Here is a 26,806-nt window from a genome sequence, read left to right as displayed (position 1 = left end):
GTGCTACGCTACTTGTTCAATCAGCACTCGCCACCTGCATAACAGCGCAATGCTGGCTCTTGCGTACTTTTGGGTTGCAAGGTCACTGATTGGGCGAAAGTGCTCATCATCTTGGTGGCGAAGTTGATTGGGAACATCAGCGGATCCACGCCCGGCATGAACGGAGTCAGGCACAGCCCTGGAGTGAGTGCCTGCAGACGTTCGACACTGGCGACACCAGGATGAGCCAAGGCATCTGAAACAATCGCGAAGCCCACGGCATCGGATGAACCCACCAAAAAGTGATCCGCCGTGTTGGTCAGGCAAATGTCCTGTGTTGCAATGTTCACCTTGTTGCCATCGCCTGTGCGCAAGCTGGATACACCGTTGGCCTCATCAAAGTTGGGTATTGCCACATCGTCAGTCCGGGTATAAATTTGCGTGTAGTCAATTCCGGCCAATGTTTCGCCGCCGGCGTTCAATGCATCCATCCACTTGGCACCCACTGCAATTTGTGTGAACGAGGTGATACATCCAACGACAGGTGGGGCACACAACAAGTTGGCTTCAATCAAGCCGTGGTTGGCTGCTGCGATACCAATCATGTCCTCCACCATGTCGCGTGTGTCTGGAAAGAATTTCAGTGACCAGCGAGGCATCACACCGCCCTGACTAAAACCGACAATCGCAATTTTCGTCTTGGTGGTGTTGAACATTTTGCGAATGGCGTGGGTGATGTATTCCGAAGAGGCCTGCAATTCACCTGTGTTGCTGTTGGGCAGATCCACTGCACACCATGGAATACCCGCTTTGTCGAAGGCGGGTATGTAGTTCCAGCTGAAATTGCTTTCAACTGTTTGCGTAGCACCTGGCACCAATAAAACAGCCCGCCCTGAATCTGGCCCGAATCCCTCACTGCATTTCACGGCGCTGTCCAGTTCCTGACTGGAAATTTCAAGCGGGGGTGCCGGCGTATCAGACGCCACAAATCCACTGGCGCCGACCCTGGATGCACTGGTTGGAGTTGATCCATCAGAACCGCACGCGGACAGGATGAATATTGACGAAATCGCAAAAAATTTGATTTTATTCACACTGATTCCTTAATCGAAACCTTTTTGCCGCAGTCACGTACCCAACATGGGACTCGTCAAGGCAAAAAGCGAGGAAGCATCGCATTCCCAAGGGGAGCGCCTCTGTCCTGATTAAAGGCAATATGCATACCTGCGAAGTGTTTTAATTGAAAAAAACTGGTTTATTCTTTTAAATACAACAGGTTGAATTAGATTGTTAAAAAGTGATTACGTCATATTACGATCGGAATAATTTGAAACAACTCCGATTGAGACAATGAATAATGTTGCACTTTTAAATGGCGTGATTATATTTAGTGCGCACTTTTATTGTGCTGTGCACCATAGACATGGCTTCAACAAACTTACACGCCAAAGAAAAAAGCCCACTCAAATTTGAGCGGGCTTTCAAGTTCTTGAAGCGAAATGGATTTGACCGTTCGTTTAATGAACCATTACCTGAGATCCCATGGCCGCTTCACCTTCTTTTGAACGAACAGGTGAAATCTTCCCGGATTTGATGTCGTCATACCAGGCGTCGTGGTGAGCCTTGGCCCAGGTTTCGTCCACATAGCCATCACGCATGGCTTCCAGTGCACCTTCCATACCGATTGAACCAATGTAGATGTGGCCCATCGACATGATAATGAACAACAAGGCTGCGCTGGCATGAATGACGTGCGATTGCTGCATCAACAGGCGTGGCTGGTCGAAGTTCGGAAAGTCAAGGATCAAGCCGGTGGTAGACACCACCAGGCCAAGTACCGTGACACCACCCCAAAACCAGATTTTCTCGCCCATGTTGAAACGGCCTGCTGGTGCGTGACCGAAAATACCGCCGCCTTTCTTGAGCCACTCAATGTCGTTCTTCTCAGGCATGTTGTCTTTGACATACATGATGAAAAACACAATGATGCTGACCGCGAAAAGTGGGCCCACAAAGTTGTGGATCACGATGCTGATGGAAGCGAGCCATGAATTGAGCGTGAGCCCCATCCAAGGTGCAAGCACGTGCTTGCCAAACATCAACAACAAGCCAGTCAACGCGAGTGCAACGAAACTGAAAGCCATGGTCCAATGGGCAAGGCGTTCAGCGGATGTGAAGCGCTCGATCAACTTTCCAGTGCGTGGTTCGGGCAATTTCACAGGGCCTTTGACCAGGTGCGCACCCATGATCACCAAGAACACCAGTGCAACTGCCCATCCTCCGATGAATGAAATCCAGTCGTTGCGCATTTCACGCCAGGTTTCACCGCTTTTGTTGATCAAAACGCCAGTTTCACGGCCCTTAGTCACCGTGGTGAAGGACTCACCTGAAGCGACACCTGACCAAACCGGTGAATTGTTCAAGGGCTGGGTTTGCTGTTTCTGAACTTGCGCTTGCGAGCGTTCAGAAGCGTCTTGCGCCATGGCCCCGACCGACCACAGTGCGCAGACAGCAAACACCAGTGCAGTGAACAAGGCCACTAGGGCATTGCTCAAGCCCGGCTTTGCCGCTGCCCGAATGGTTGAATGTGTCATGATTGACTCTCCTTATTGGGCCTTTGCCGAATCACCAGTACGCACGTACTCGTTTTGCGCCTTGGCCCGAACGTTCAGGTTGTCTGCCCAGCCTTCCTTGTCACCTGCCTTGAAACCGCCAGCGGTGAATTCACCGCCGCCTGTCTCAAAGGCGTGTGTGTCCGCCTTGCCCGCATAACCCTTGCCGTTGTTGGCGTTTTCCAGGGGTGAACAGCCGGTAGCCAGAACAAGGCCTGCAACCGCGCCGGATAAAATCAGCTTGCTGCGAAGCGCCATGATTACGCGCCCTCCTTCGCAGGCTGACCATAGGCAGAACTCCAGCCCCAAACTTCGGCGCCTTTGCCACGAACAACCACGCGGTTGCGGAAGATGTCGGAAACAACATCGCCGTCACCAGCCAGCAAGGCCTTTGTTGAACACATTTCTGCGCAAAGTGGCAGCTTGCCTTCAGCCAGGCGGTTGCGACCATACTTCTCGAACTCGGCTTCTGAAGTGTCTTCTTCAGGACCCCCAGCACAGAATGTGCACTTGTCCATTTTGCCGCGCTGACCAAATGCACCTTCCTGTGGGAATTGTGGTGCGCCGAACGGGCAAGCGTAGAAGCAATATCCACAACCAATACACAGGTCCTTGTCATGCAGCACAACACCTTCGTCGGTCTTGTAGAAGCAGTTCACTGGACACACGGCCTGGCAAGGCGCATCTGAACAGTGCATGCAAGCCACGGAAATTGAACGCTCTCCGGGTTCGCCGTCGTTGATGGTCACGACGCGGCGGCGGTTGATACCCCAAGCCACTTCGTGTTCGTTTTTACAGGCCGTGACGCAGCCATTGCACTCAATGCAACGCTCGGCATCACATAGAAACTTCATTCGTGCCATTTTGTTATCTCCTTTGCATCAAGTGCTTATGCCAACTTCTCGATTTGGCACACGGTTGTTTTTGTTTCCTGCATCATCGTCACCACGTCGTAACCATAGGTGGTTGCGGTGTTGACCGATTCGCCACGCACAATCGGTGCGGAGCCTTCGGGGTAGCTGCTGATCATGTCCTTTCCTTCCCAGTGTCCCGAGAAGTGGAAAGGCAAGAACACGGTGTCGTCACCGACGCGGCGGGTCACCAAGGCTTGTACCTCGATTTTTGCGCCTGTTGGCGTGGTCACACGCACCTGGTCACCGTGTTTGATTCCACGGTCATTCGCAGCCCGTGGGCTCAGTTCAACAAACATGGTTTGTTGAAGCTCGGCAAGCCACGGATTTGAACGTGTTTCTTCACCACCACCTTCGTATTCCACCAAACGACCTGACGTCATGATCAAGGGGAAGGATTTGCCAATGTCGGCATTCTTTTCCTGAACTGATTTGTACAGGGTTGGCAGGCGCCAGAAAGCAGCCTTGTCGTCATGCGTTGGGTATTTGGCCACCAAATCGGGCTTGGTCGAGTACAGCGGTTCGCGGTGCTTGGGTATTGGATCAGGGAAGTTCCAAACCACGGCACGGGCCTTGGCGTTGCCGAACGGATGGCAACCGTGCTTCATGACGACGCGCTGGATACCACCTGACAGGTCGGTTTTCCAGTTCTTGCCTTCGGCTTCGGTTTTCTCGGCTTCGGTCAAATCGTCCCACCAGCCCAGCTGCTTGAGCATGTCGGCTGTGAACTCGGGGTAGCCGGTTGTAATTTCAGCACCCAGTGAGTGTGATCCGTCTTCAGCCAACAGGCTGACACCGTCTTTTTCCACACCGAAGTTGGCGCGGAAGTTCCCGCCACCGTCCATCACGTGTTTGTCGGTCTGGTACAGGTTTGGCGAGCCAGGATGCTTCATTTCGGGAGTGCCGTAGCATGGCCATGGCAAACCGAAATACTCACCATCGCAAGGTCCGCCTTCTGCTTTCAAGGTGCGAACGTTGAAGGTGTGCATGTTTTTCATGTGCAGCTTCAAGCGTTCCGGGCTTTGGCCGGTGTAACCGATTGTCCAGGTGCCTTTGTTGATTTCACGCAGAATGGACTCGATCTCGGGTTGCATCATGCCGCCCTTGCCCTTGACCATGGTCAGGTTCTTGGTCAGCTCGGCTGCATAGCCCAGCTTCTCGGCCAGTTGATACATGATCATGTGGTCATTGCGGCTGTCATACAAGGGCTCAATGACCTGTTCGCGCCACTGGATGGAGCGGTTTGACGCAGTGATTGAACCTGATGACTCGAACTGTGTTGTCGATGGCAACAGGTACACTTCACGATTCGGGTTCAAACCTGCAGGGTCGCCTGGCATCGCGGCCATGGCTGCTGCTGCGGTTGGGTAAGGATCGACCACAACCAGCAAATCCAGCTTGTCCATGGCTTTTTTCATGTCCAGACCACGGGTTTGCGAGTTCGGGGCATGCCCCCAGAAGAACAAGCCACGCAGGTTGCCTGCTTTCTGATCGATCAGTTCCGGGTTCTCAAGCACACCGTCTACCCAGCGCGAGACTGTCATACCGCCCTTGGTGCTCATGCCTTCAGCATAGCGGCTCTTGACGTATTCGTAGTCCAGTCCCCACACACGGCACCAGTGCTTCCAGGAACCCTCTGCCACGCCATAGTAGCCAGGCAGTGAATCCGGGTTCGGGCCCACGTCTGTGGCGCCTTGAACGTTACAGTGACCGCGGAAAATGTTGGTACCACCACCGGAAATACCGACGTTGCCCAAGGCCAGTTGCAAGATGCAGGAGGCACGAACAATGGCGTTACCGATGGTGTGCTGGGTTTGACCCATACACCACACGATGGTCGATGGCTTGGATTTGGCCATCATTTCGGTGACCTTGTACAACTGAGCTTCGCCCACGCCACAAGCCTCTTCGACCTTGTCGGGCGTCCAGTTGGCCATCACCTCGGCCTTGATCTGGTCCATGCCATATACACGGTCATTGATGTACTTCTTGTCTTCCCAGCCATTTTTGAAAATGTGGTACAGCATGCCGAACAGGAATGGAATGTCACTGCCGGACCGAATACGCACGTATTCATCAGCACGGGCTGCCGTGCGTGTAAAACGTGGATCCACAACAATCATTTTTGCGCCTGTCTCTTTGGCATGCAACATGTGCAGCATGGATACAGGGTGAGCCTCAGCAGCGTTGGAGCCGATGTACAACGCACACTTGGTGTTCTGCATGTCGTTGTAGGAGTTGGTCATTGCACCATAACCCCAGGTATTGGCTACACCAGCTACCGTGGTGGAGTGGCAAATACGCGCCTGGTGGTCGCAGTTGTTGGTGCCCCACAGGGAGACCCATTTGCGCAGCAGGTAAGCCTGCTCGTTGCTGTGCTTGGAGGAACCAATGAAGAACAGCGAATCAGGGCCGTTCTCTTCACGCAGTGCCAACATCTTCTTGGTGATGCCGTCCAGAGCTTCGTCCCAGGTAATTTTCTGGTACTTGCCGTCAACCAGCTTCATGGGGTACTTCAGGCGGTGTTCGCCATGACCATGTTCGCGCAACGCTGCGCCCTTGGCACAATGTGCACCCAGGTTGATCGGGCTGTCGAATACAGGGTTCTGACGAACCCAAACGCCATTCTGAACCACTGCGTCTGTGGCACAGCCTACTGAGCAATGGGAGCAAATTGTACGCTTGATCTCGATTTTCCCGCCTGCAGTACCACCTTCAGCCTTGGCCTCGGCCTTGCGGACCATGCCAAAAGGCAAGCTGCCTGCAACAGCACCCGCACCCACGCCAATGCCTGAACGCTTCAGGAACGCGCGGCGGTCCATGGTGGCACCCAAGCGTGAACCGATTTTATTGAGCAGGCTGTGATTGTGGTTTGGAATCGCCTTGCCCACTGTTGTGTCTTCTCTCTTCTTTAACATTCCTGTCTCCCTGAATTACACCAGCAAGGTTCTGTAGTAGGTTTTTACATGCTCAGAGAGCTGATAGCCTTTCGATTGTTGTTCTGCGCCATCAGCGGCAGCTTGCTGCAACACTTCTGGTTGTGTGCTGACTATCAATGCAGCGCCGGCGGCGGCAACCCCTGCACCAGCACCCACCAGAAACTGGCGTCTTGCTAGCTTTGGCTGGTCTTGACTTATCATTTTCTTGGTCATCTCATCATCTCCAATCAAACGGCACTTTCAAAATCGAAAGACTGTGTTTCAACATCAAAAAACACGCGGGCCAGACGACCCACTGCTTTGTAAAAATCGGTATTGGCTGCTGCCTCAATGTCATCACACATGCGGTCGTACCAAATCGCCACATGGGACTGAAAAAAGGCACGCTGCTCTGCAAACGGCACAGGAGGGTCATCCGCCAAAATTAAGTAGCGCATGACCTCGCACAAAAAGGCGATGTGGTCTTCGGTCTCGACCAACGCTTCGTCCCGAGTCAACCCGAGCCTGGCCAAGTCATCGCGTAAGCCCACCAAAGGCTTCTCGTTCAAGAAACCCGACAGGAAATACGAACCGTAGAGCATCACTTCAGGGCGGCCTACGCCGATGAAGTTGTCGACAAATTCCTGGTTGACCTTTTTACTGTCAAACTGGCTGACCACTCGAAGCAGTTCCGAAAACTCAAAGCCAAGCGGAGTCGTGATGTCCAGCGATGCACGGTCAATCTCGCGAAACCGGGCCAGAAATTCATCGGTGACGTTGCCTGAAAACAATTGGGACAGCAGACCGTAAAAATCGGCACGCGCCCAGTCTTCACCGGCCAGCAACTGCTCATCGTGTTGCGCTTGCAAGGTCATTTCTTCACCTCGAAAATTGTCATTTCATCCTTGGCGCTGTACATGTCGGTCACGCGGCAATCGGCGCACATCTTCAAACGGTTGGCATTGCGTTCAAACATGCTGTGCTGGCTCAACTTGGCAAACATGTTGTCAATCATGTGCTTGGTACCGAAAGCCTTGCCACAGCTGATGCAGTGGAATGGCTGCGATTCGTTCAGCACACGCTTTTCACGGGCGGCCGCACCCAGCAACAACTGGGGTACCAGCTGCATGGCGTTTTCCGGGCAGGTTTCAACGCACAAACCACACTGAACGCAGTTGCGTTCGATGAATCGAAGCTGAGGCTTTTCCGGATTGTCGATCAAGGCCGACGCGGGGCATGCACTGGTGCAACTCATGCACAGGGTGCATTTGTCCTTGTTCACCACCACAGCGCCAAAAGGTGCGGCGGCTGAAAGCGCAATCGGCTCAGCGAAACTCAGTTTCGCGTGGGTTTGAGCATGCTCAGCCAAATGGTCAACCGCAAATTCCATGCGGGTTCGCTTGTTGGTAGACAACTCAAAACTGGCAGGTGTTACACCCAAAGCAGGCAAACTGACAGGCTCGAACAATTGCGATGTTTCGCCCATGTTCAACACCCGAACACGCGGCTGCATACCCATGGCTTCAAGCAATTCATTCACCCAACCTGCCTGCGCGCCCAAGGGTTCTCCGTAGTGGCTTGATTCCACCGCGGTTTGCAGCACAGTAATTCGGTCGGCACCAAAAGCCAGTGCTGAAAGCCACAAATCCGGGCCAATGCTCGCACTGTGGTTCAATTCAATTGGCAACAGACTGAAATCGGAAACTGGCGATTTCGGGGAAGCGGGTCTGCTTGTGCGTTTCGCAGCTTCCAGCCAGTTGTGGTCCAGGTCCGGGCCATGAAAAACCAATTCAAGCTTCTTTCCACCATTGGTTCGGAAAGCCTTGATGGCTGATTTGATTGAACGTCCCTGAATTGCAGCTGGACTTAATGCGAACTGAATGGCGCCAGTTGGACACACTGTGGTGCAGGCACCGCAACCCAGACAGAGGTGCGGATTGACTTCAATTTTTTCACCCGCTGACTTGATTGCCTTCGTGCTGCAGGCATCGATACAGCTGTTGCAACCGGTCTTGTTTGAACGGCTGTGCGCACAGATGCTGGACTTGTATTCAAAAAACTTGGGCTTCTCGAATTCACCCACGGTTTGAACAACATCCAGCATGGCTTCCAGCAGCAACTGCTCGCTGTCACCCACGTGCCAGTAGCCCAATGGCGCCTGGCGATCAGCAAACAGACCCGGCATGGTGCAATCGATGACCATGTCGTACTGTCGGTCTTCCGATGAGGTCAGGTCTGAAAATGAGATGGCCTTGAAATCACCGCAGGCCTTGATACAGGCACCGGTTTTGTCGCAGCTGTTCAGGTCAATCGTGAAAGAATCTTTGGAAATGGATTGGGTTGGGCAGGCATCCACGCAAGCACCACAACGTGTACATAACTCCATGTCAACCGGGTTGCTTTTGCGGGTTGTCAAGGTGAATGCACCCAGGTAACCGCTTGCCTTGTCCACTGACAAAGCAACAACATTCAGATTGCGTTTGGCTGGCAACACAATCGCCGATGGGTCTTTGACCAGCAAATCCACAGTGAGGTTGTTGGCAAGGGTCTGGGCATGTTGCAACTGCTTGTCGTTGTTCGCGACCATGGCCACACGGCCTTTGGATGTGAACAGTACAGCAGGCACTGGCTCAACGCGAAAGTCGGATTCGTAAGCGGCCAATGCAGCCACGGCTGCGGCTGCCTCTGGTGAAGTTTGCGCTGCAGGCTGCCCACGGAGCAATCCCCTCAGGTTCACGAACTCCAGGTTTTGCACGGCTGCACTGTCGGACACCGATTCAAAAACAGCCTGCTCCTGTGTACACCCTACGAAACATCGGGCACCACCGGTTCTGTTTTTGGCGTCAATCAATTGGGTAATGCCGTCGCGACAAGCGCGTTGCGCGGACACAAAGCGAATACCTTCAACATTCACGTTTTGCAACGCTTTGTCGACTGTCTCGCCGCTGCCCTGGCAACCACACACAAACACATCCGAGTTGGTCATTCTTGAAACTTCTGTTTTGGTTATTTGGCAATTATTTGCAAAACTTGTGCCAGAAGGCGGTTTGAATTTTTTTCTCGTGTAATCAATGCACTAGAAAAACAGCATTTGAACCGCCCACACCGGGTGGTTCATTTTGTCTGTATCAAACTGTGGGAGGGGTAGGACAAAAAGTACCAGTCAGGCTGAAATATCGCCTGGCTTTTCAAACGATCGATTTGCATCAATATTTTTAGAATCAATGCCTTGCATCGCATCAGGGATAACCCTGATGATTTCATGGTTTTCTGAATCCGGATGCGCAGAATTCAGGTTTTCAGACGGCTCATCCGGATCATGGCTTTCCATTTGGACATCCAAAAGATCCTGAGTTTCGTCGCCCACACCAGGTGGTAGATCCATCGATATATCCGGTTTGATGACCTCAAGATCAGGTCGACTCAACAACTGCTTGGACAACGACATTTTCCCGATGTCTTCCTGACTCAAGGGTGTGAACTTGTTGTAGTCATCGATGTAGATGTCAAGGCCGTCCATCAGGTTGAATTCTGGTCGCGAAAACAAGGCCTTGAATGCCTTGTTCTTCAGTTCTGGCGCCACCTTGTCAACAAGGAATGCCTTGATGTCACCGCCCTGCTCCACGGCCGCTAAATCCAGCTCAGTCGGTAGCGGCAATTCGGGCGCTGCCGAATCAACGGGTGCAGCAAGCGCTGAAGGACTATTCACGAAGTTATCCGCAGGCTGCTGTGCAGGTAACTGCGCCAGCGAAGGCTCTGCCACCTCTGCAACAGGCAAGCCCTCTTTCTCTTGCGCGCGAACCTCTATCTTGCGCCGTGACCATCGACTTAAAAAATTGTCACTCATGTGTATCTCGCCCCTTGCTGCAAATCATTGAATCAACCCCGATGTTCCGGCTTCAGAAATGACTGGGGACGCCGCCGTTGCTTCGGCTCCGGTTGATACTTTGCTTGCACCAGCTCAGCCAGCCAGCTTGCAACCGGGCTGGGCAAAGGCAAGGTTTGAACTTCTTCATTGGAATCCATCCACCGGGCTGCTTCGTCGTAACTGAAGGTCACTTCAAACACCGTGGGCCTCAAAGACTTGTTCTCATCGGGATAACGTACACACATGAACAGGTAGGGCGTGTCAGTGTCCAGATTCAGAAAGTAACCCTGCAATTCGTCATGGTAGACCTGGGCTTTAACCAATTGAACCTGCTCATCGGGGCCATGCGAGATCGGCGCATCAGCCGGACCCAGCTCCAACACTTGCCAGCGAAATGGCTGCCAACGGGAGTTCTGCTCCACTTTGCCAATTCGTACATTGAAGGCTGCTTCGCCCAACACCAAAAAATTTGCACTCAAAAAACACCTCTGCGAGTTGCCTGCCCCCGCCAGTGAGGGCACAATTCAGGTCATCAGATTAGAAGATACAGCACAAGTATCACAATAGGAGTTTGCCCCCATGGGGCGAGGGATTGAACAATGACAGACCGAGTTATTCAACTGGTCCAGGACAATTCGCGCGTAATTCCCTTGAATTTCAGCGCGCCGCTCAGCAGTGAAGTACCCGCAAAAGATCATTTCAATCGCAGGCTTCACGACTTGCGGATTTCTGTCACGGACCGCTGCAACTTCCGTTGTGTGTACTGCATGCCGAAGTCGATATTCGACAAGGACTATGCTTTTCTGCCGCACAAAGACCTGCTCAGTTTTGAAGAAATTGAATTGGTGGCCAAACAATTTGTAGCCTTGGGCGTTGAAAAAATCCGCCTCACAGGTGGCGAACCGTTGCTTCGGAAAAACATTGAAATCCTGATCGAACAACTGGCCCGCTTGCGCACGCCCAGTGGCAAGGCAGTGGAAATCACCCTGACAACCAATGGCACCCTGCTTCCCAAAAAAGCGAAAACCCTGAAAGACGCTGGCTTGAGCCGGGTCACAGTCAGTCTCGATGCAATTGACGACGTGGTGTTCAAGCGCATGAATGATGTGGAGTTTTCCGTCAATCAGGTGCTTGATGGCATCCAAGCCGCTCATGAAGCGGGGCTTGGCCCAATCAAGGTCAACATGGTCGTCAAGGGCGGCATGAATGATGACCAGGTGTTGCCAATGGCTCGGCATTTCAAGGGCACGCCGCATATTCTGCGTTTCATTGAATACATGGATGTGGGCAGCAGCAACGGCTGGAAAATGGATGAAGTCGTGCCCTCGGCCCGCATCGTGAACATGATTTCCCAAGGCCTCTCGCAACTGCAGATGCTGGATGCGAATTACACCGGCGAAGTTGCTGAACGCTGGAAATACAGCGACGGCAGCGGTGAAATTGGCGTGATTTCCTCGGTGACCCAGGCTTTTTGCAAAGACTGCACTCGCATCCGTTTGTCCACCGAAGGCAAGCTTTACACCTGCCTTTTTGCCAGCAAAGGGCACGACCTCAAACCGTTGATTCGTTCCGGTGACCCCGTACAGGGAATTGAAAAAGGCCTGCAAGATGCAATACGCAATCTTTGGGCAATTCGGGCAGATCGATACAGCGAAATTCGTACAGAGCACACCGCACAACCCAAAGACAGAATTGAAATGTCGTACATCGGCGGCTAATGAACCCACAATGGAACAAGCAATGCCCACTTCAATTCAAATCACCAACGCCAGCATTCCAAGTACTGTGGAAATTACGGCCACCAACGAGCATGGTGAACAGGTGTCGGTGCAAATTTCAGGCGAGCACCCTTTAACCCTCTATTTCGATAAAAAAGAGTTGCTTACCTTGATGACTCTTGGGGCACAGCCTGAAGCACTGGCATTGGGCTGGCTTAGAAATCAACGGCTTGTCAACGATCCCTCAGAAATTGCTGCAATTCATGTGGACTGGGAAACAGAAAGCGTTGCAGTGACATCAACAACACTTCAAGAAACTGGCTCAAGTATTTGGGAAACCACAGAAAAAGCACAGAAACTGGAGAAAAAAACCACAACCTCGGGTTGTGGCCAAGGTACTGTGTTTGGCGACCTCATGGAAGACCTCGACAAGGTTCAACTGAGCAACGCCTACAACCTGTCACAGGAGGTGTTGTACAGCGTGATGGACCAGGTACGAAAACACGAGTCCATCTACAAGCAGGCCGGGGCCGTACACGGTTGTGCGCTCTGTTCCAACAGCGGAGCAAACCGCGGGGAAATCTTGCTGTTTGTCGAAGATGTGGGCCGCCACAACGCGGTGGATGCCATCGCAGGACAGATGTGGCTGCACGGCATGTCAGGCGACGACAAAATTTTTTACACCACTGGGCGATTGACCTCTGAAATGGTCATCAAATGCGCACAGATGGGCATTCCCGTGCTGGTTTCCCGATCGGGCCTGACACAAATGGGCCATGAGATTGCCCAAAAACTGAACATCACCATGTTGGGCCGCTGCCAGGGCAAACACTACTTGCTGTACACCGGCGCCCACCGATTCAACACCTTGAATGACGCACAATACGCATGAGCATTTCTCTTGATGACATCACCGCCGTAATTTTGGCCGGTGGCATGGGCAGCCGCATGGGCGGCATTGACAAGGGCTTGCGCAACTTCAAGCAAGCCCCCTTGGCTTTGCACGCCCTGATGCGCCTTTCATCCCAGGTGGGCAGCACCATGATCAATGCCAATCGCAACATCGGCGTTTATGAAGGCTTCGGCATTCCCGTGATCTGCGACCAGCAAGCCGACTTCGCAGGCCCCCTGGCGGGTATGCAAGCCGCCTTGAACGAGGCCACAGTGCCATTTCTGGTCACAGTACCTTGTGATGTGCCGCTGTTTCCTCTTGACCTGGTTGCCAGATTGAGCGAGCCTTTTCTGAAAGACCCCACCCTGATGCTGACAGTCGCCGCCACAGGTGGGCGTCACCAGCCCGTGTTTTGCATGATGCGATCCGAAGTACTTCCCGGCATGGAAGAATTTCTGCGCAAGGGTGGCCGGAAAATTGATGCCTGGTATTCGAATATTCCCCATGCTGCTGTCGACTTTGAAGACGAAGCAGCCTTTCACAACGTCAATACACTTGAAGAACTCAGAGCGCTTGAACAGAAAGCCTGACGACCGGACCACACCCCATGCAAACCGATTTTCAAACTGTAGACCAGGCACGGCAAAATATTCTTGAACAGCTTGTACCCATCACAGGTACCCGAACTGTAGCCATTCGCGAGGCCCTTGACCAGGTATTGGCCGCAGATGTCCTGTCTCCCATCAATGTGCCGGCACACGACAATTCCGCCATGGATGGCTATGCCTTTCACAGCAGCACCATTCAATGCGCCAGCATCACGTCACTCAAGTTGGTTGGCACCGCACTGGCCGGAAAACTGTTTGATGGGCATTGCGCCCCCGGTGAATGTGTGCGAATCATGACAGGTGCGGTCATGCCAGCAGGCTGCGACACCGTGTTGATTCAGGAAAATGCCACGGTGAATGGCGACGTCATCAGCTTCCCACCAGGTGCCGTGTCACCAGGCGACAACCGCCGCCTTGCCGGTGAAGACCTGACCATTGGCAAAACCGCCCTGCCCGCTGGCAAATTGCTTCGCCCGGCCGACCTTGGTTTGCTGGCCTCACTTGGCATGGCTGAAATTGTGGTGCGCCGCAAGTTGCGCGTTGCCTTTTTTTCCACCGGTGACGAACTTCGTTCGCTGGGCCAAGCGCTTGACGAAGGGTGCGTGTATGACAGCAACCGATACACACTGTACGGCATGCTCACCCGCCTTCGCTTTATCGAAATCCTGGACATGGGTGTGGTGCACGACTCACCCGAAGCACTTGAGCAAGCCATGCTGCAGGCCATGGAACAGGCCGACGTCATCCTGACTTCAGGCGGTGTGTCCGTGGGTGAAGCCGACTTCACCAAAGATGTCATGGAAAAGTTGGGTAGCGTGAATTTCTGGAAAATTGCCATGCGCCCCGGTCGCCCCATGGCGTTTGGCCAGGTTCACAACGCTGCGAATGGCAACTCTGCGTTTCTCTTCGGTCTGCCAGGCAACCCCGTGGCAGTGATGGTAACTTTTTACGCGTTTGTCCGTGACGCGCTGTTCAAAATGGCCAGTGCCAACTCCCTGCCCGTGCCCATGGTCAGCGCAAGGCTGGCGCAAGACCTGCGCAAACGTCCGGGCAGAACCGAGTACCAACGCGCCAGGCTCAGCACAAGCAATGGCGGTATGCCCACTGCCCACCTCACGGGCTCACAAGGTTCCGGCATTCTGCGCAGCATGTCCGAATCCGATTGTCTATTGGTCCTGGAACATGCGCAGGGGGACTTGAAGGCGGGTGACACCGTCATGGCACTTCCTTTCGAAGGCTTGGTTTAATCGAAGTGATTACGCATATCGAGTGACACCCCGATTGGGCGGAGTGAGCCAAGTGAGTGATTTTCAGGGGTAGGTTCAAGCGCTACCATGGGCGCTCTCGAATTCAGGCCACCGTCATGCTGCAAGACCCCCGCCCAATCAAGCCGCTTCAACATGCGCTATGCGACATGCTGGAACAACTTGGCATCGAGTTCCTGCCCAGCCAGTGGCAAATGCAGGAATCTTTGCTCACCCCAGATGAACACACCGAACTGGCCCTGCTTCAAGGTTACCTGGACGCGTGCGGGGTTCCCCATCAAATATTCAAGCAGGTTGGCGCAGACGAAGTCAAACACCTGGGACCCTACACACTGGCCATGGGCCACAACGGTCAAACAGGCAGCCTTCAGGAATTGCTGAGCGGTCAAGACAAGAAGCCCTCATTGCTCTGGGCCCTCCAACTTGAAGGTGAAGGATTACAAACAGCTGCACCTGCACAACCTACCGAACCGCCACCTGTCAGTCTGCTGAACTTTTGGCGAAAATTACGTGACAGCAAATGGTTGCGGGAAGCCATGCAGTTTGACAATGGCAACTTCAAGCCCGTCGTGTATGCATCGCTGCTGATCAACATTCTGGCCCTGGCCGGCCCCCTGTTTTCACTTCAGGTTTACGATCGCATCATCCCTAACCAGGCTTATGCATCGCTTGCCGCTTTGCTGGCTGGTGTTGCACTTTGCCTAGGCTTTGAACACTTCCTGAAGCACGCCCGTCACCGCCTGATGGAATTTGCAGCCACCTCGATTGACACTCGATGTACAAGTCATTTGTCGCAGTCGCTGCTCAACGTGCCCGTGCACAAAACCGAGCCCAGCGTGCTGCTTCAACACTTGCGATCTTTCGAGCAATTGCGTGAACTGATCACCGGTGTGTTCTTGCTGGCCCTGATTGACCTTCCATTTCTGGTGCTTTTTCTGGGTGTCATCACGCTGATTCATCCGGTGTTCCTGCTTGTTTCGGGCGGTGTCATTCTGCTCACCTTGCTGCTGGTTGTTCACTCGCATCGTTGCTTGTCCTGCCTTGGGCAAGAACAGATGAAACAATCCAGGCAAACACAAAGCCAATGGCTGGATTCATTGGCCTGTCTCGACAACATTCAGGCCCAAGGTGTGCAGCAGGCCCACAGCAAGCTGCTAAACAATCTGCAACTCAAGTCCCGCATGGGCGGCAATGCCGTCAGGGACCAACTGTTTAAGGTAAACCAGTCGATCCAGTTGTTGCAACAGGGCGGCTGGATATTCACCATTGCGCTTGGTGTTTACCTGATTGTTGAAAAACAGTTGACTGTGGGTGGATTGATTGCAGTGTCCATGCTCACCATGCGGTGTTTTGCACCCATTCAAAAACTTCAGGGACATCTTGTTCAAACCCATTCTGCGCAAGCCAGCTTCGAAGAACTGGACCAGTTTCTGGGACAGCAACCCAAAACTCAGGCCACTCGCGCAGCGCTCAAGGGCATTGAACACATCGGCATCGAGTCTGCCAGCGTGGTGAAACCGGGGCAAAGCCCTGAATCACGACAAATTGGCCATTTCATCCTTCGGCACATCACGCTTGAATTGAAACCAGGCGACCGTGTGGGCATCATCGGCCCAACAGGGTCGGGTAAAACCTCGATTCTGAAATTACTAGCCCGTCAGCTCGCTTGCGATGCGGGGCACCTTGCTGTCAATCACCTGGCGATCGATCATTACCACCCTGGTGAATACAACAGCAAGATTGGCTATGCCACGCAGCCCCCCTCCCTGATTCGCGGCACGCTGCTGGAGAACATCCGCTTTAACCGACCCCACATTGACACCAATGCGTGCTGGTCAATACTGGACGCGTTGGGGCTCAAGAAGTGGGTTGAACAACACCCGGATGGCATCCACATGCGCATTGAAAATCAGGGCAACAACCTGTCCTCTGGACAGAAACAGAGTATTTCACTGTGCCGTGCGCTGGTGGGGCAACCCGAGCTTGTCCTGCTTGATGAACCCACCGTGTGCCTGGACCAGTACATGGAAACGCGCCTGATCCAGTACCTACAACAGCTCAGCACCCGGCAAATCCTTGTATTCACCACCCACAAACTGAATTTGCTGAGCTGCGCCCACTCATTGATATTGATGAACAACAGCCAGATTGATACGCAAGGAGAAAAGGCCAAGGTACTTCATCAAGCCAACACCCTTGCCAAACAACGCGACCAACAACCGGGGGCTATTCAATGAGAATGACAGCTGTATTCAAGCGTTGGCTTAACTGGTTCAATGGCAAGGCAAGCCCCGATGCAGGCAACAATGGCATGCCCGAAGAAGCACCATTAAGCCACTCCAGGCTGTGGGCCGAGCAACAGCAACTCACGAAAAGACTGGTGCATCTGTGTGCATTCACCATGCTGGCCCTGCTCGCCTGGTCTGCCATTGCCACAGTTCCGCAAGCGGCGCATGGCGAAGCCCGGGTTGTTCCCTCACAACGCTTGCAGGTAATTCAGGCGGTGGATGGCGGCGTGATCACCGAAGTCATGGTGCGTGAGGGTCAACAGGTCAAAGCCGGAGACACCCTGGTACAAATTGACATCACGCGTTTCTCCTCAAGCCTGCGGGAAAAAGAAGCGATCGATGCTTCTTTTCAATTCCGTGAAGCACGATTGCTCGCCCAGCTCAGTAATACCGAGTTGAAATTGCCCGATGAAACCATCAAGCAACACCCTGAACTTTTCTTTCAGGAATCCAGGCTGCTTCAAAGCAAGCTGCAGGAATGGTCGGCCCAAACCCAGATTTATGAGCAGCAGCTTGACCAACGCCAACGCGAACTTGAGGAAGCGCAAAGCAACGCCACCGCAGCCAAGCGCAATCTGGAAATTTCCGAACAGGAACTGACCAGCATGCGGCCACTGCTGAAAAGCGGTGCCGTTTCACCCGTTGAAGTCATGCGCCTTGAACGCGATGTCGCCAAAGCGAAAGGAGATTACGAAGGGTCCAGTGCACAGACCAACCGCCTTCATTCCGCCATTCGTGAAGCTCGCCAGAAAATTGCGGAAATCCGGTTCAAGCAAATCAATGAAGCACGCACGGAGCTTTCCGAGGTCAAAGCCAGGCTGGCAAGCCTTGAACAAAACCAGATTGAGCTGAGCGACCGGGTGAATCAGGCCACCTTGAAAACCCCCGTCGATGGACTTGTACAACGTATCCTCTACAACACACGCGGCGCCGTTGTGCCCGCGGGCAAAGAAGTCATTGAAATTGTGCCAGCCGATGAAAAACTGGTGTTTGAAACTCGGATCAATCCAAAAGACATCGCGTTTATAAGGCCATCACAGCGGGCAACCATACGTGTTACTGCCTATGACTATTCCATTTACGGTGCACTAACCGGTGCTGTAGAAAGCATTTCCGCTGACAGCCTGGTGGATGAATTTGGCCGCCCTTACTTCAGTGTGAAAGTCACTGTGCCAAGAATGGAAGTTCATGAAAAGGTTCGCCTGATGCCGGGCATGGTCGCCAATGTCAGCATTGAGACTGAAAAGCGCACGGTTCTCTCCTACCTCACAAAACCAATCCTGCGTGGTTCCGTGGAGGCGTTCACGGAACAATAGCTACTTAGGGTTACCTCCAGCCCGGTCTGACCGAACCACCTGTTTGGCAAGCAGGTGAATTTGGAACCAAACTCGCGGATCGATCACTTATCAATGACATCGACCACGAGGATTAGTATGAGCGAAAAGCCCGTCGTAAACACCCAGAATTGCGACCCGAGTACCCTTGGTCTGGCCAGAAAGCCCCGTCCAGCCATGAAGAAAAAGCCCGCAACCGAAGTGGTGGTTCAGCTGGGCCCATTTACGGATGGTCAAATTACAGCCCCTGAAATGGTTCGCCCGCTTGAAGGCCCGACCGAATGGCTGATCAAACCCAACACCGGTGAAATTGTTCCATTCGAGGCAGGTACACCACCCGAAAAAGACGTTATCCGGAAGTACATCACCGTGGGTGCTCAAGACACCGACGTACCTGAAGACTTGCCCAAAATCGGCGATGGCTATGTGGTGGAACGGGTCAGTCAAGACCCCTTGCCCAGCATGGACAGCGTGGTTCGCCAGAATGGCACAGACACCGTTCGCGTGATCGAAAACGAAGGGCCTGCCGCCGTGGAATGCAAAGATCCACCTCCACCGCCAGTTGACGAAAACGAAGAACCACCCGTTGATCCCAACGAACCTGAATGTCCAACCTGCCCGCCTTGCCCACCAGTGTGCGAGCCGCCTGTTGATGAAGAGGAATGCCCCACACCACCCGTGTGCCCGCCCGTGGACGAACAGGAAGACTGCGACCCACCCGTTGAGGAAGAGGAATGTCCCACACCACCCGTGTGCCCGCCCGTGGACGAACAGGAAGACTGCGACCCACCTGTTGATGAAGAGGAATGCCCCACACCACCCGTGTGCCCACCTGTGGACGAACAGGAAGACTGCGACCCACCCGTTGAGGAAGAGGAATGCCCCACACCACCCGTCTGCCCGCCCGTGGACGAGCAGGAAGACTGCGACCCGCCCGTTGAGGAAGAGGAATGCACGCCACCACCCGTGTGCCCACCTGTGGACGAACAGGAAGATTGCGACACACCAGCTGATGCGGTGAATGATTGTGCAACGACTACAGCTGGTTGCCCGGTTGTCATTGATGTACTGAAAAACGACCTGGGCTGCGGCGAACTTGAAATCACCGAGGCCTGCGCAGAAAACGGACAAGTTGAAATCAAGGATGGAAAACTGCACTACACGCCGAACGAAGGCTTCTGTGGCGAGGATGTGATCAGCTACACCATGGGTGATGAAAACTGCATGAACGACACCGCGCATGTGTACATGAATGTCACCCCTGCCGAGTGTCCCCAGCCGTCGGGTGGATGCGAAGAAATCACTGAAAACGCGTGCCCCGTGGTGGAAGAAAATTGCGATACCGGTGGAAGCAACCATGTCAGGGACTACGAGTATTCATCGAGCAGTTACAACGAAACCCTGTTCTCCGAGCAAATGGACAAAGTCAACGAAATCCTTAACGACAAAATGGAGCACATCAACAACCTGATTCAAGGCAAATCGTCCTGGGCTTCCAGTTACGGTGCGGGCAATCAATTCGAATCTGCTGCCTGTGCGCCGGTTGAAGAGCCTGCCGCAGCTTGCTGATGCTTTTAATTAAACGAGTCAACATGAACACACAACACACGCCAAACACCACGCTGAAAGTTTTGCCATCGGCAATCCTGGTTGCCCTGTTTTCACTGTATACCCCAGTGAATTGGGCGCAACAGGACCTGGGGCTGCCTCAGGAAATACCGGAGGTTCAAAGCAGTTCCCCGGTTGAGAACGCTGCGCCCCTTGAAAATTCTCAGCCTGCACCTGCGCAGGCGGTCAACCCGCTGCAACAAAGTGTGATCAAGGGGCTGCAAAACAGTCCAGCCCTGGATGCAGATGTTCACGCGCTTGAAGCGCAAATGGAAGATGCCAACGTGGTGTTTGGAACCCTGTTGCCCACTGTAGATGCACGGGGCTCAACAGGTCGTGAGCGCACAAGAATTGAAGATGCTGATACACGCACCTACAATGCAAACTCGTACGGCATTGAAGCACGCCAAAACCTTTATAACGGGTTTGCATCGCAAGCCCGCTACCTCGCCGCTTATTCCGGTGCCATGCAAAGTTATTACCGCTACCTGAACAAAGCCAATCAGGTTGCGTTTGAAGCATCCAGTTCACATGTCGATGTATCCCGTTTTCAAGCCTTGACACGCCTTGCCGAGAACAACCTGAAATACCACCAGGACTTGATGAACCGGATTGAAGAAAAAGTAAAAAGTGGCGTAACGCGTCAGTCTGATCTGGAACAGGCCCGCAGCCGTTACACCTTGGCACTGGGCAACTTGGCCACCGAAAAAGCCAACACTTTTTCTTCCATGGCCAACTACCAGCGAATCACTGACACGGTGTGGCCGGTTAACGAAACAGGCGAATATGTGGTGAATGCCAATTTCGAGGTGGAGAACCGGGAACGTCTGGTATTTGCATTGAACAATCATCCGTTATTGAAGGCTGCGAATTCCTCGATTATTGGTGCAAAACAGGAAGTGACGGCTGCAAGCGAAGGCTTTCACCCACGAATTGATTTGCGTGCCAAAACCGATGTGTACAGCAATTACCTGTCCACATTTGATGAACGTCAAATTTCATCCATCGATTTGTTGGCCACCATCAACCTGTACCGTGGCGGTTCCGATAACGCGTCAAGAAATTCGGCCATCAAGCGCCGCTTGCGCAGCATGGACGACAAAATGGTGGTTTGTCGGGCCATTCGCCAGTCCACACAAACTTCCTTGTTCGATGTGGTCAGTTCGCAGAAGAAGCTGAACTATTTCCGTGAACAGGCTGCAGCTATTTCCAAAGCGCGCGCCGCGTATGAGCAACAATTTGCAGTGGGCCGACGCAGTCTGCTCGACCTGCTCAGCGCTGAAAATGAATACTTCCAGGCACAACGCGCCCTGATCAATATTGAAGCCGATCTTAGTATCTCCAAATTGAAGCTTCTTGCGGCAACAGGGCAATTGACCACGCTGTTCTCAGTCGATGAATTGGTCAATGCGGATGAACCTACAAAACGCGAAGTTCTTTTTTACAAAGAGCAAAGTCGGTCAGGTGCAGAAGCGGAAGGTTGCCCAGCCAGTTTGATCAACCTTGAAGACTTCGAATTGCCCAATATTGGGTTTGACGAGGCTTTGAAGTCAGTCAACGCCGACGAAACACCCAATACATTGGCGCCAATTGACATGCCCCCCATCGAGTTGGCACAACTTGGCACTGCCGGTGCTGCAGGCGGTACAGGCCAGCAAGTTGCATCATTTGGCGACCCGGCTGAAGTATCGAAAAGCCTGATCAACAAAACCAACTCGTGGGCCAAGGCATGGGAAAACAAGGATGTGAACAGCTACATCGCGTTTTACTCACCTGCATTCAAGCCCGAAGAAGGCAGTTATGAATCCTGGGTCAACAATCGCCGTGATCGAATCGCAAGAGCACAACAAATCGACATTGAAATTTCAGATTTGCAAGTGATCCCGAGTTTCGACAAACCCGATGAATATGAAATCAGTTTCATTCAAGACTACAGCGCCAAGAACTACCAGGAACGGTCCAAAAAGATACTGACCTGGAAGGAAAGCAAGGGAGTGTGGCAAATCATTCGGGAACAAAATCTGCCAGAAAGTACAGCCGGCGCTCAAGGCAAGAAGAATCTAAATTTGGCGTTGAGCACATCGATTCGATAACATCGATTCCAAGCAGCGTGAATATCAAACGACGCTGGAAATGAACATTGAAATCAGCAAGAAAGGCTGTGGGCTAAAACCCGCAGCCTTTCGCGCATCACACACTTGCTCAGGCTCAATTGACCTGCCTCAGAAAATACGCCTGCATGTTTGCTGCCTTTTGAAGCTTGGCCTGCAATGGCATTTGCACGGAATTCGTCCAGCGCATCAAATTCCCCACCCTGCTCTACACCGCCTTCAGCAACCCGGCTGGCGCGCACCACAGAAACTCCGTTGAGCATCAAGCGACGCAATACAGGAACACAGGCATCGGGAATGTTGCCGTGCCCCGGTGCAGCAACGATGACAGAAGCAGGCTTTCGCCCCAACAAATCGTTCAACTGCCTAATCGGCCCATTGCCAGGAACACAGTACACGACGGGCACTTCCAGAGCTTCGAACAGGGGTAATGAGATCGTGTCCGCATTGAACAGACTTGCGAAATCGCCCTGCTTTCCGAACCTTGCGACCAGTTCGGGCTGATCAAGAGCAACAGGCCAATCGATGTCCGCCTTGACAGAAAAAGCACCATCAAAGGCATCCAGGCCTGACGTTGTTCTTTTCTCGACAGCCGCTGCCGGGGTGTAAAGACCTTGCATCACCAAGCCAAACGGATTTTCTGCCTTGTGATTGTTTAACTTGTGACTGCTCAATGTTTGGCAAAGCAGGTCTACTGCGCAATTCAGATTATCGGGCCCATCGGCTTGGGGATGGTCGGAAGGCAACATGGCAGCCGTGAACAATATTGGTTTGGTCACGCTGCCTGAAGGCAATGTAAGGTGGAGGAAATACAGCATGTCCTCCATGGTGTCGGTACCATGAGTAATCAGGATGCCATCCACATCCGTTGATCCAAGCAGATGAAGAATCAGTGCCCGCAGTTGCAGCATGTGGCTTAACTCAAGATTCTGGCTGCCAATGCTATACGGTTGCTCAAAAAACCACTGGGCCCGGCGAAGTAAGCCCGGAACACCCATGAGCAAGCTTTGGCCACTGCGTTGCGCAGATTGATATTTCCAGTGATCCGAGTTTTCCACCAAAGTACCTGCGATGGTGCCACCTGTGGACACAAAAGCCAGGCGCGGCAGAGGGTCAAGTATTTGCAGGCTGCTGTTCGTCATCATCAAATGGCTCCGCCTTGGCGTCATTCAAACCGAGAAGGCTCATTGCGTCTTTTTCAGGCAATTCGTCAACACCCTTGAGCTTGCGGTGCATGGCCCGTGAACGAACTTCAGCACCTTCAATATTCTTGGCTGCTTTCTCAAGCGTATCGCGTGTTTTGGCCAGTATGTCACCAAACTTGCCAAACTCGGTTTTCACGGCACTCAGCACGGTCCACACTTCACTGGAACGCTTTTCAAGGGCTAGCGTTTTAAAACCCAACTGGAATGCGTTGAGCAAGGTGGTCAGGGTGATGGGGCCGGCCACTGTGACACGGTGAATACGCTGCAAATCATCGACCAGCCCCGGGCGTTTGACCACCTCGGCGTACAGGCCTTCGGTTGGTAGAAACAGGATGCCGAAATCGGTGGTGTAAGGCGGTGCAAGGTATTTTTCGGCGATGGTCTTGGCCTCAGCACGAATGGCCATGTCAAGCGCCTTGGATGCAGCGGCTACGCCATCGGCATCGGCCCGGTCGAAGCATTCGAGCAAGCGCTCGTATTGTTCTTTGGGAAACTTCGAATCGATCGGCAACCAAACGGGTTGGTCTTCTTCCTTGCCAGGCAGGCGCACCGCGAATTCGACAATGTTGCCGCTTCCAGGCACAGGCTTGATGTTTCTGCCAAATTGCGAAGGCGTCAGCATTTGCTCAAGCAAGGCTTGCAACTGCACTTCACCCCAGGTACCCCTGGTTTTTACGTTTGTGAGTACCCGTTTCAAATCGCCCACGCCTGTGGCTAGGGTTTGCATTTCACCCAGCCCCTTGTAAACCTGCTCAAGGCGTTCACTGACTTGCTTGAACGATTCGCCCAAGCGGGTTTCCAGCGTGGCGTGAAGTTTTTCATCCACGGTTTTGCGCATCAATTCAAGCTTGCTGGCGTTGTCGTCTTGAATGTCCTTGAGCTTTTGTTCAACCGACAAGCGAATTTGGGTGAGTTGATCCTGAATCAGGGTGTTGGTGCGGTGCAGGGTTTCAGAAAACTGGTTGAGCTTTTCAGATTGCAACTGGTTACCCTGCGTGAACTGCCCCACGATGACTTGCTGCAAGCCATGCGCGGCCTGTTGGCTTTCAGTGCGGGCCTGTGCAAAAGTTTGCTGCATGGTTTCCGCTTGCTTGCTTTGACGTGTTTCGATGTCCTGGTTAACCAGGCGCAGTTGTTTGGCCAATTCTTCGGAAACAAAACGCTGCTGCATTTGCGCAGCGAGAAGCTGCTCAAGACTGTTCAGCACCTGTTGTTGAAATTGCGTTTGTTCTTGCGAATTGGAAAGGCCGAGTTTTCTGTGGATTGCCCACAGCATTGCGAAAACAACAAGCAGCACAACCAGCAATGCTGGCAGCGCCCAAATCAGTCCAGTTTCCATTCCCGCTTGCATACCTTTACTCGCCCTTGATTGAAATGGTGTTTAACGACTTTGCACTGCCTTCGGGGTCGGGCCTGTTGCGCATGAAATCGGCTGTGCGAAAGAAGGACAACATCAGACCTTGTATAACTTTCTCGGGCAGCGCCATCGCTCGCAAGGCGTTGACCATGCACAGCAGCCACTGGTCACGGTCTTCGCTGGAAATCGGGAACGGCATGTGGCGCATGCGCAGCCGGGGGTGACCAAATTGCGGTGTATACAGGTCGGGGCCGCCCAGCCAGCCGGAGAGAAACAGGTAAAACTTCTCTCGTGAATGGGTCAAGTCACTAGGGTGCAGTTTGCGAATGCGATCGAAATGCGGGTTCTGGTCCATTTCATCGTAAAACAGATCAACCAACCTGCGCACACCCTGCTGCCGCTCTTCGGGCGAATTGCCGAAATAAAGAATGGGGGCGACAGGTTGATCGCCAGAAGCTTCGGTGGTGGGGTTGGTCATGGCAAACGCGAGCCTTGCGGCATTGAAAAGTCACAGGCCATATTGTAGCCGTTAGAGTGGCCGGAGCACCTCATATCCCGTTGCAACTTCTTCGTGATACTAATTTGATCCGGGTTTTCCTCACGACAAGTTGTTGTACTTTCCAGGATTGGACATGATCACACTGTATCGGAGCAGGGCAACGTGCCTTGCAACCCTGACAGCCGCGCTTCTGGGCACTGCACTGTCAATGACCAGCGCGCCTGCCCTTGCACAAGCTCCCAGCGGCACATGGACCCGTGTTGCGGGGCAGGATGGCCCCTTTAATGTTTCAGGTACAAAAACGGTTCGGTATGGTGCAGGCACCCAATGGGTATCGCGCTCGATGACAGGCAACAACCAGTGGTGCACGACACCGATGTTTGGTTCTGACCCGGCACCGGGTGTGGCCAATGTGTGCGAAGTGTTTGTACCCAACACCGACCCGTCCTACACCTGGAGCAGGGTTTCAGGTCAGGGTGGTACTTTCAATATTGCAGGCACAAAAACCGTTCGATATGGTGCGGACGTGCGCTGGAAGCAGCGCTCCATGACTGGCAATAACCAGTGGTGCACAGACCCGATGTTTGGAGGCGACCCTGCGCCCGGCATTGCAAACACCTGCGAGGTGTGGACCGGACCCGCTGGCACAGCGCCGCCCCCTGTCACAGTGACCCAGCCTACCCCACTGCCGCCTGTACCACCGCACAATCATGGCGTTGGCCTGTTGCCCTCGCCTTACACGGGTTTCAGTGAAGGCAGCGCCGAGGTTCGCTCCACTTACACGGGCAACCGCGCTGTTCCCAACTCGGATGGCACGGACGTTGGCAATTTCAGAACGGTGTGCGCGCCTTCACACATGCTGTATGACGACCCTTTGGTGTATCCAGGCCAACCCGGCATGGCTCACTTGCATGTGTTTTTTGGCAATGCGGCAGTAACAGCCAATTCAACAGCTGAAAGCATTCGTACCACCGGTCGGTCTACCTGCAGGGGTGGCATTTTGAACCGTTCGTCGTATTGGATACCTGCGCTGATCAACACCCAGACCAACCGGGCCGAAGTGCCAAGAACAGCCAACATTTATTACAAAACCGGTTTGGCTCACAATGAGACTTCGCACGCCATTCCGCGTGGCTTGAGAATGATCGCTGGTGACATGAACACCAGCAGTGAGTTGCCCTGGTGGCTTCAGGTGGCGATGTTTGAATGTTTCAACACACCGAGCATGGGCAAATTCCAGACCATTCCGAATTGCCCGGTGGGTGATGAGTTGATTGCTCAAATTGTGTTTCCGCAGTGCTGGGACGGTGTCAATGTAACAAGCGCCAACCACAAAAGCCACATGGCCTATGCCATTCGGGAAACAGGGCGCTGTCCAAGTTCGCACCCGGTTGCACTGCCTGAGGTTGCCATTCGTGCGCATTACGCCATTACATCGGCCAATCAGGCTGTGAATTTCAAATTGTCTTCCGACATGTACGAAGGCCCCGGCGGTCACAGCATGCACGGGGATTTCGTGATGGGTTGGGTTGAAGAAGCCATGGACTCGTTCGTGGACAATTGCCTGAATATTCGCATGGACTGCAAGTCGCACTTGCTGGGTGATGGTCGCGAAATTTTCTAGGCCTGAACC

22 protein-coding genes are annotated in these 26,806 nt (G+C 53.2%); 9 read left to right on the top strand and 13 right to left on the bottom strand.

The window, feature by feature from the left end; translation table 11 throughout:
- Nucleotides 1-20 precede the first annotated feature (20 nt).
- From RGQ30_RS07665 to RGQ30_RS07620, 10 genes are all read right to left on the bottom strand, one after another.
- Nucleotides 21-1,073 (bottom strand): esterase/lipase family protein, encoded by a 1,053-nt coding sequence (locus RGQ30_RS07665; RefSeq protein ID WP_130556480.1) that lies wholly within the window; start codon nucleotides 1,071-1,073, stop codon nucleotides 21-23.
- Nucleotides 1,074-1,496: 423 nt separating this feature from the next.
- Complete coding sequence (locus RGQ30_RS07660) at nucleotides 1,497-2,573, bottom strand: formate dehydrogenase subunit gamma (protein WP_130556481.1); 1,077 nt, start codon at nucleotides 2,571-2,573, stop codon at nucleotides 1,497-1,499.
- A gap of 12 nt (nucleotides 2,574-2,585) precedes the next feature.
- Entirely contained in the window at nucleotides 2,586-2,849 is a 264-nt protein-coding gene (locus RGQ30_RS07655) for a hypothetical protein (RefSeq protein WP_130556482.1), read from the bottom strand.
- A gap of 2 nt (nucleotides 2,850-2,851) precedes the next feature.
- Nucleotides 2,852-3,454 carry a formate dehydrogenase FDH3 subunit beta gene (gene fdh3B / locus RGQ30_RS07650; RefSeq protein ID WP_130556483.1) on the bottom strand — a complete coding sequence of 201 codons (603 nt, stop codon included), beginning with the start codon at nucleotides 3,452-3,454 and terminating at the stop codon, nucleotides 2,852-2,854.
- Nucleotides 3,455-3,480: 26 nt separating this feature from the next.
- Nucleotides 3,481-6,420 (bottom strand): molybdopterin-dependent oxidoreductase, encoded by a 2,940-nt coding sequence (locus RGQ30_RS07645; protein WP_338284865.1) that lies wholly within the window; start codon nucleotides 6,418-6,420, stop codon nucleotides 3,481-3,483.
- A 15-nt stretch (nucleotides 6,421-6,435) separates the two neighbouring features.
- Nucleotides 6,436-6,654 (bottom strand): twin-arginine translocation signal domain-containing protein, encoded by a 219-nt coding sequence (locus tag RGQ30_RS07640; protein WP_338284864.1) that lies wholly within the window; start codon nucleotides 6,652-6,654, stop codon nucleotides 6,436-6,438.
- 14 nt (nucleotides 6,655-6,668) lie between these two features.
- Nucleotides 6,669-7,295, bottom strand: coding sequence for a TorD/DmsD family molecular chaperone (locus RGQ30_RS07635; RefSeq protein ID WP_130556484.1), 627 nt, complete (start codon nucleotides 7,293-7,295; stop codon nucleotides 6,669-6,671).
- The gene (locus tag RGQ30_RS07630; RefSeq protein WP_130556485.1) at nucleotides 7,292-9,406 is read right to left on the bottom strand and encodes a 4Fe-4S binding protein; all 2,115 of its coding nucleotides are present in this window, start codon (nucleotides 9,404-9,406) and stop codon (nucleotides 7,292-7,294) included. The genes RGQ30_RS07635 and RGQ30_RS07630 overlap by 4 nt, the downstream gene beginning before the upstream one ends.
- Nucleotides 9,407-9,583: 177 nt before the next feature.
- Nucleotides 9,584-10,267, bottom strand: coding sequence for a DUF3306 domain-containing protein (locus tag RGQ30_RS07625; RefSeq protein ID WP_130556486.1), 684 nt, complete (start codon nucleotides 10,265-10,267; stop codon nucleotides 9,584-9,586).
- A 32-nt stretch (nucleotides 10,268-10,299) separates the two neighbouring features.
- Entirely contained in the window at nucleotides 10,300-10,767 is a 468-nt protein-coding gene (locus RGQ30_RS07620; RefSeq protein WP_298217274.1) for a DUF3305 domain-containing protein, read from the bottom strand.
- A 120-nt stretch (nucleotides 10,768-10,887) separates the two neighbouring features.
- On the opposite strand from RGQ30_RS07620, the gene moaA reads away from it, so the two are divergent.
- The 8 genes from moaA (at nucleotide 10,888) to RGQ30_RS07580 (ending at nucleotide 22,094) form a co-directional block, all read left to right on the top strand.
- Entirely contained in the window at nucleotides 10,888-12,006 is a 1,119-nt protein-coding gene (gene moaA / locus RGQ30_RS07615) for a GTP 3',8-cyclase MoaA (protein ID WP_130556488.1), read from the top strand.
- A gap of 22 nt (nucleotides 12,007-12,028) precedes the next feature.
- Entirely contained in the window at nucleotides 12,029-12,898 is an 870-nt protein-coding gene (locus RGQ30_RS07610; protein WP_130556489.1) for a formate dehydrogenase accessory sulfurtransferase FdhD, read from the top strand.
- The gene (mobA, locus tag RGQ30_RS07605) at nucleotides 12,895-13,488 is read left to right on the top strand and encodes a molybdenum cofactor guanylyltransferase MobA (protein WP_130556490.1); all 594 of its coding nucleotides are present in this window, start codon (nucleotides 12,895-12,897) and stop codon (nucleotides 13,486-13,488) included. Before RGQ30_RS07610 ends, mobA begins: the two co-directional genes overlap by 4 nt.
- A gap of 17 nt (nucleotides 13,489-13,505) precedes the next feature.
- Nucleotides 13,506-14,753, top strand: a complete 1,248-nt coding sequence (gene moeA, locus RGQ30_RS07600) for a molybdopterin molybdotransferase MoeA (protein WP_130556491.1) — start codon at nucleotides 13,506-13,508, stop codon at nucleotides 14,751-14,753.
- Nucleotides 14,754-14,869: 116 nt separating this feature from the next.
- Nucleotides 14,870-17,008 (top strand): ATP-binding cassette domain-containing protein, encoded by a 2,139-nt coding sequence (locus RGQ30_RS07595; RefSeq protein ID WP_130556492.1) that lies wholly within the window; start codon nucleotides 14,870-14,872, stop codon nucleotides 17,006-17,008.
- Nucleotides 17,005-18,375: an HlyD family type I secretion periplasmic adaptor subunit gene (locus RGQ30_RS07590; RefSeq protein ID WP_130556493.1), complete on the top strand. Its 1,371-nt coding sequence runs from the start codon at nucleotides 17,005-17,007 to the stop codon at nucleotides 18,373-18,375. The genes RGQ30_RS07595 and RGQ30_RS07590 overlap by 4 nt, the downstream gene beginning before the upstream one ends.
- 117 nt (nucleotides 18,376-18,492) lie before the next feature.
- Nucleotides 18,493-19,962, top strand: a complete 1,470-nt coding sequence (locus RGQ30_RS07585; protein ID WP_130556494.1) for an Ig-like domain-containing protein — start codon at nucleotides 18,493-18,495, stop codon at nucleotides 19,960-19,962.
- Nucleotides 19,963-19,985: 23 nt separating this feature from the next.
- Nucleotides 19,986-22,094, top strand: a complete 2,109-nt coding sequence (locus RGQ30_RS07580; protein WP_298217278.1) for a TolC family protein — start codon at nucleotides 19,986-19,988, stop codon at nucleotides 22,092-22,094.
- A gap of 53 nt (nucleotides 22,095-22,147) precedes the next feature.
- On the opposite strand, the gene RGQ30_RS07575 is transcribed toward RGQ30_RS07580, so the two are convergent.
- Genes RGQ30_RS07575 through RGQ30_RS07565 form a run of 3 tightly spaced genes read right to left on the bottom strand, consistent with a single transcriptional unit; the run spans nucleotide 22,148 to nucleotide 25,152 of the window.
- Complete coding sequence (locus RGQ30_RS07575) at nucleotides 22,148-23,257, bottom strand: asparaginase domain-containing protein (protein WP_338284863.1); 1,110 nt, start codon at nucleotides 23,255-23,257, stop codon at nucleotides 22,148-22,150.
- Entirely contained in the window at nucleotides 23,226-24,656 is a 1,431-nt protein-coding gene (locus RGQ30_RS07570) for a DNA recombination protein RmuC (RefSeq protein ID WP_130556497.1), read from the bottom strand. Before RGQ30_RS07570 ends, RGQ30_RS07575 begins: the two co-directional genes overlap by 32 nt.
- Nucleotides 24,657-24,672: 16 nt before the next feature.
- A complete protein-coding gene (locus RGQ30_RS07565; protein WP_130556498.1) occupies nucleotides 24,673-25,152 on the bottom strand; it encodes a group II truncated hemoglobin in 480 nt (159 codons plus the stop codon).
- A gap of 154 nt (nucleotides 25,153-25,306) precedes the next feature.
- Between RGQ30_RS07565 and RGQ30_RS07560 the strand changes: the two genes are divergently transcribed.
- Entirely contained in the window at nucleotides 25,307-26,797 is a 1,491-nt protein-coding gene (locus RGQ30_RS07560) for a DUF1996 domain-containing protein (protein WP_130556499.1), read from the top strand.
- Nucleotides 26,798-26,806 lie beyond the last annotated feature (9 nt).

The sequence above is a fragment of the Limnobacter thiooxidans genome (genome assembly GCF_036323495.1).
Classification (GTDB): domain Bacteria; phylum Pseudomonadota; class Gammaproteobacteria; order Burkholderiales; family Burkholderiaceae_B; genus Limnobacter; species Limnobacter thiooxidans.
Note: the sequence above shows the minus strand (reverse complement) of the source record. Positions and strands in the feature narration are given on the sequence as shown.

Coding starts and splice junctions, on each gene's coding strand:
- RGQ30_RS07655 (WP_130556482.1), bottom strand. CDS start 2,849: ATGGCGCTTCGCAGCAAGCTGATTTTATCCGGCGCGGTTGCAGGCCTT.
- RGQ30_RS07630 (WP_130556485.1), bottom strand. CDS start 9,406: ATGACCAACTCGGATGTGTTTGTGTGTGGTTGCCAGGGCAGCGGCGAG.
- moaA (WP_130556488.1), top strand. CDS start 10,888: ATGACAGACCGAGTTATTCAACTGGTCCAGGACAATTCGCGCGTAATT.
- RGQ30_RS07595 (WP_130556492.1), top strand. CDS start 14,870: ATGCTGCAAGACCCCCGCCCAATCAAGCCGCTTCAACATGCGCTATGC.
- RGQ30_RS07660 (WP_130556481.1), bottom strand. CDS start 2,573: ATGACACATTCAACCATTCGGGCAGCGGCAAAGCCGGGCTTGAGCAAT.
- RGQ30_RS07575 (WP_338284863.1), bottom strand. CDS start 23,257: ATGATGACGAACAGCAGCCTGCAAATACTTGACCCTCTGCCGCGCCTG.
- RGQ30_RS07625 (WP_130556486.1), bottom strand. CDS start 10,267: ATGAGTGACAATTTTTTAAGTCGATGGTCACGGCGCAAGATAGAGGTT.
- moeA (WP_130556491.1), top strand. CDS start 13,506: ATGCAAACCGATTTTCAAACTGTAGACCAGGCACGGCAAAATATTCTT.
- fdh3B (WP_130556483.1), bottom strand. CDS start 3,454: ATGGCACGAATGAAGTTTCTATGTGATGCCGAGCGTTGCATTGAGTGC.
- RGQ30_RS07585 (WP_130556494.1), top strand. CDS start 18,493: ATGAGCGAAAAGCCCGTCGTAAACACCCAGAATTGCGACCCGAGTACC.
- mobA (WP_130556490.1), top strand. CDS start 12,895: ATGAGCATTTCTCTTGATGACATCACCGCCGTAATTTTGGCCGGTGGC.
- RGQ30_RS07640 (WP_338284864.1), bottom strand. CDS start 6,654: ATGACCAAGAAAATGATAAGTCAAGACCAGCCAAAGCTAGCAAGACGC.
- RGQ30_RS07590 (WP_130556493.1), top strand. CDS start 17,005: ATGAGAATGACAGCTGTATTCAAGCGTTGGCTTAACTGGTTCAATGGC.
- RGQ30_RS07570 (WP_130556497.1), bottom strand. CDS start 24,656: ATGGAAACTGGACTGATTTGGGCGCTGCCAGCATTGCTGGTTGTGCTG.
- RGQ30_RS07635 (WP_130556484.1), bottom strand. CDS start 7,295: ATGACCTTGCAAGCGCAACACGATGAGCAGTTGCTGGCCGGTGAAGAC.
- RGQ30_RS07565 (WP_130556498.1), bottom strand. CDS start 25,152: ATGACCAACCCCACCACCGAAGCTTCTGGCGATCAACCTGTCGCCCCC.
- RGQ30_RS07580 (WP_298217278.1), top strand. CDS start 19,986: ATGAACACACAACACACGCCAAACACCACGCTGAAAGTTTTGCCATCG.
- RGQ30_RS07645 (WP_338284865.1), bottom strand. CDS start 6,420: ATGTTAAAGAAGAGAGAAGACACAACAGTGGGCAAGGCGATTCCAAAC.
- RGQ30_RS07610 (WP_130556489.1), top strand. CDS start 12,029: ATGCCCACTTCAATTCAAATCACCAACGCCAGCATTCCAAGTACTGTG.
- RGQ30_RS07560 (WP_130556499.1), top strand. CDS start 25,307: ATGATCACACTGTATCGGAGCAGGGCAACGTGCCTTGCAACCCTGACA.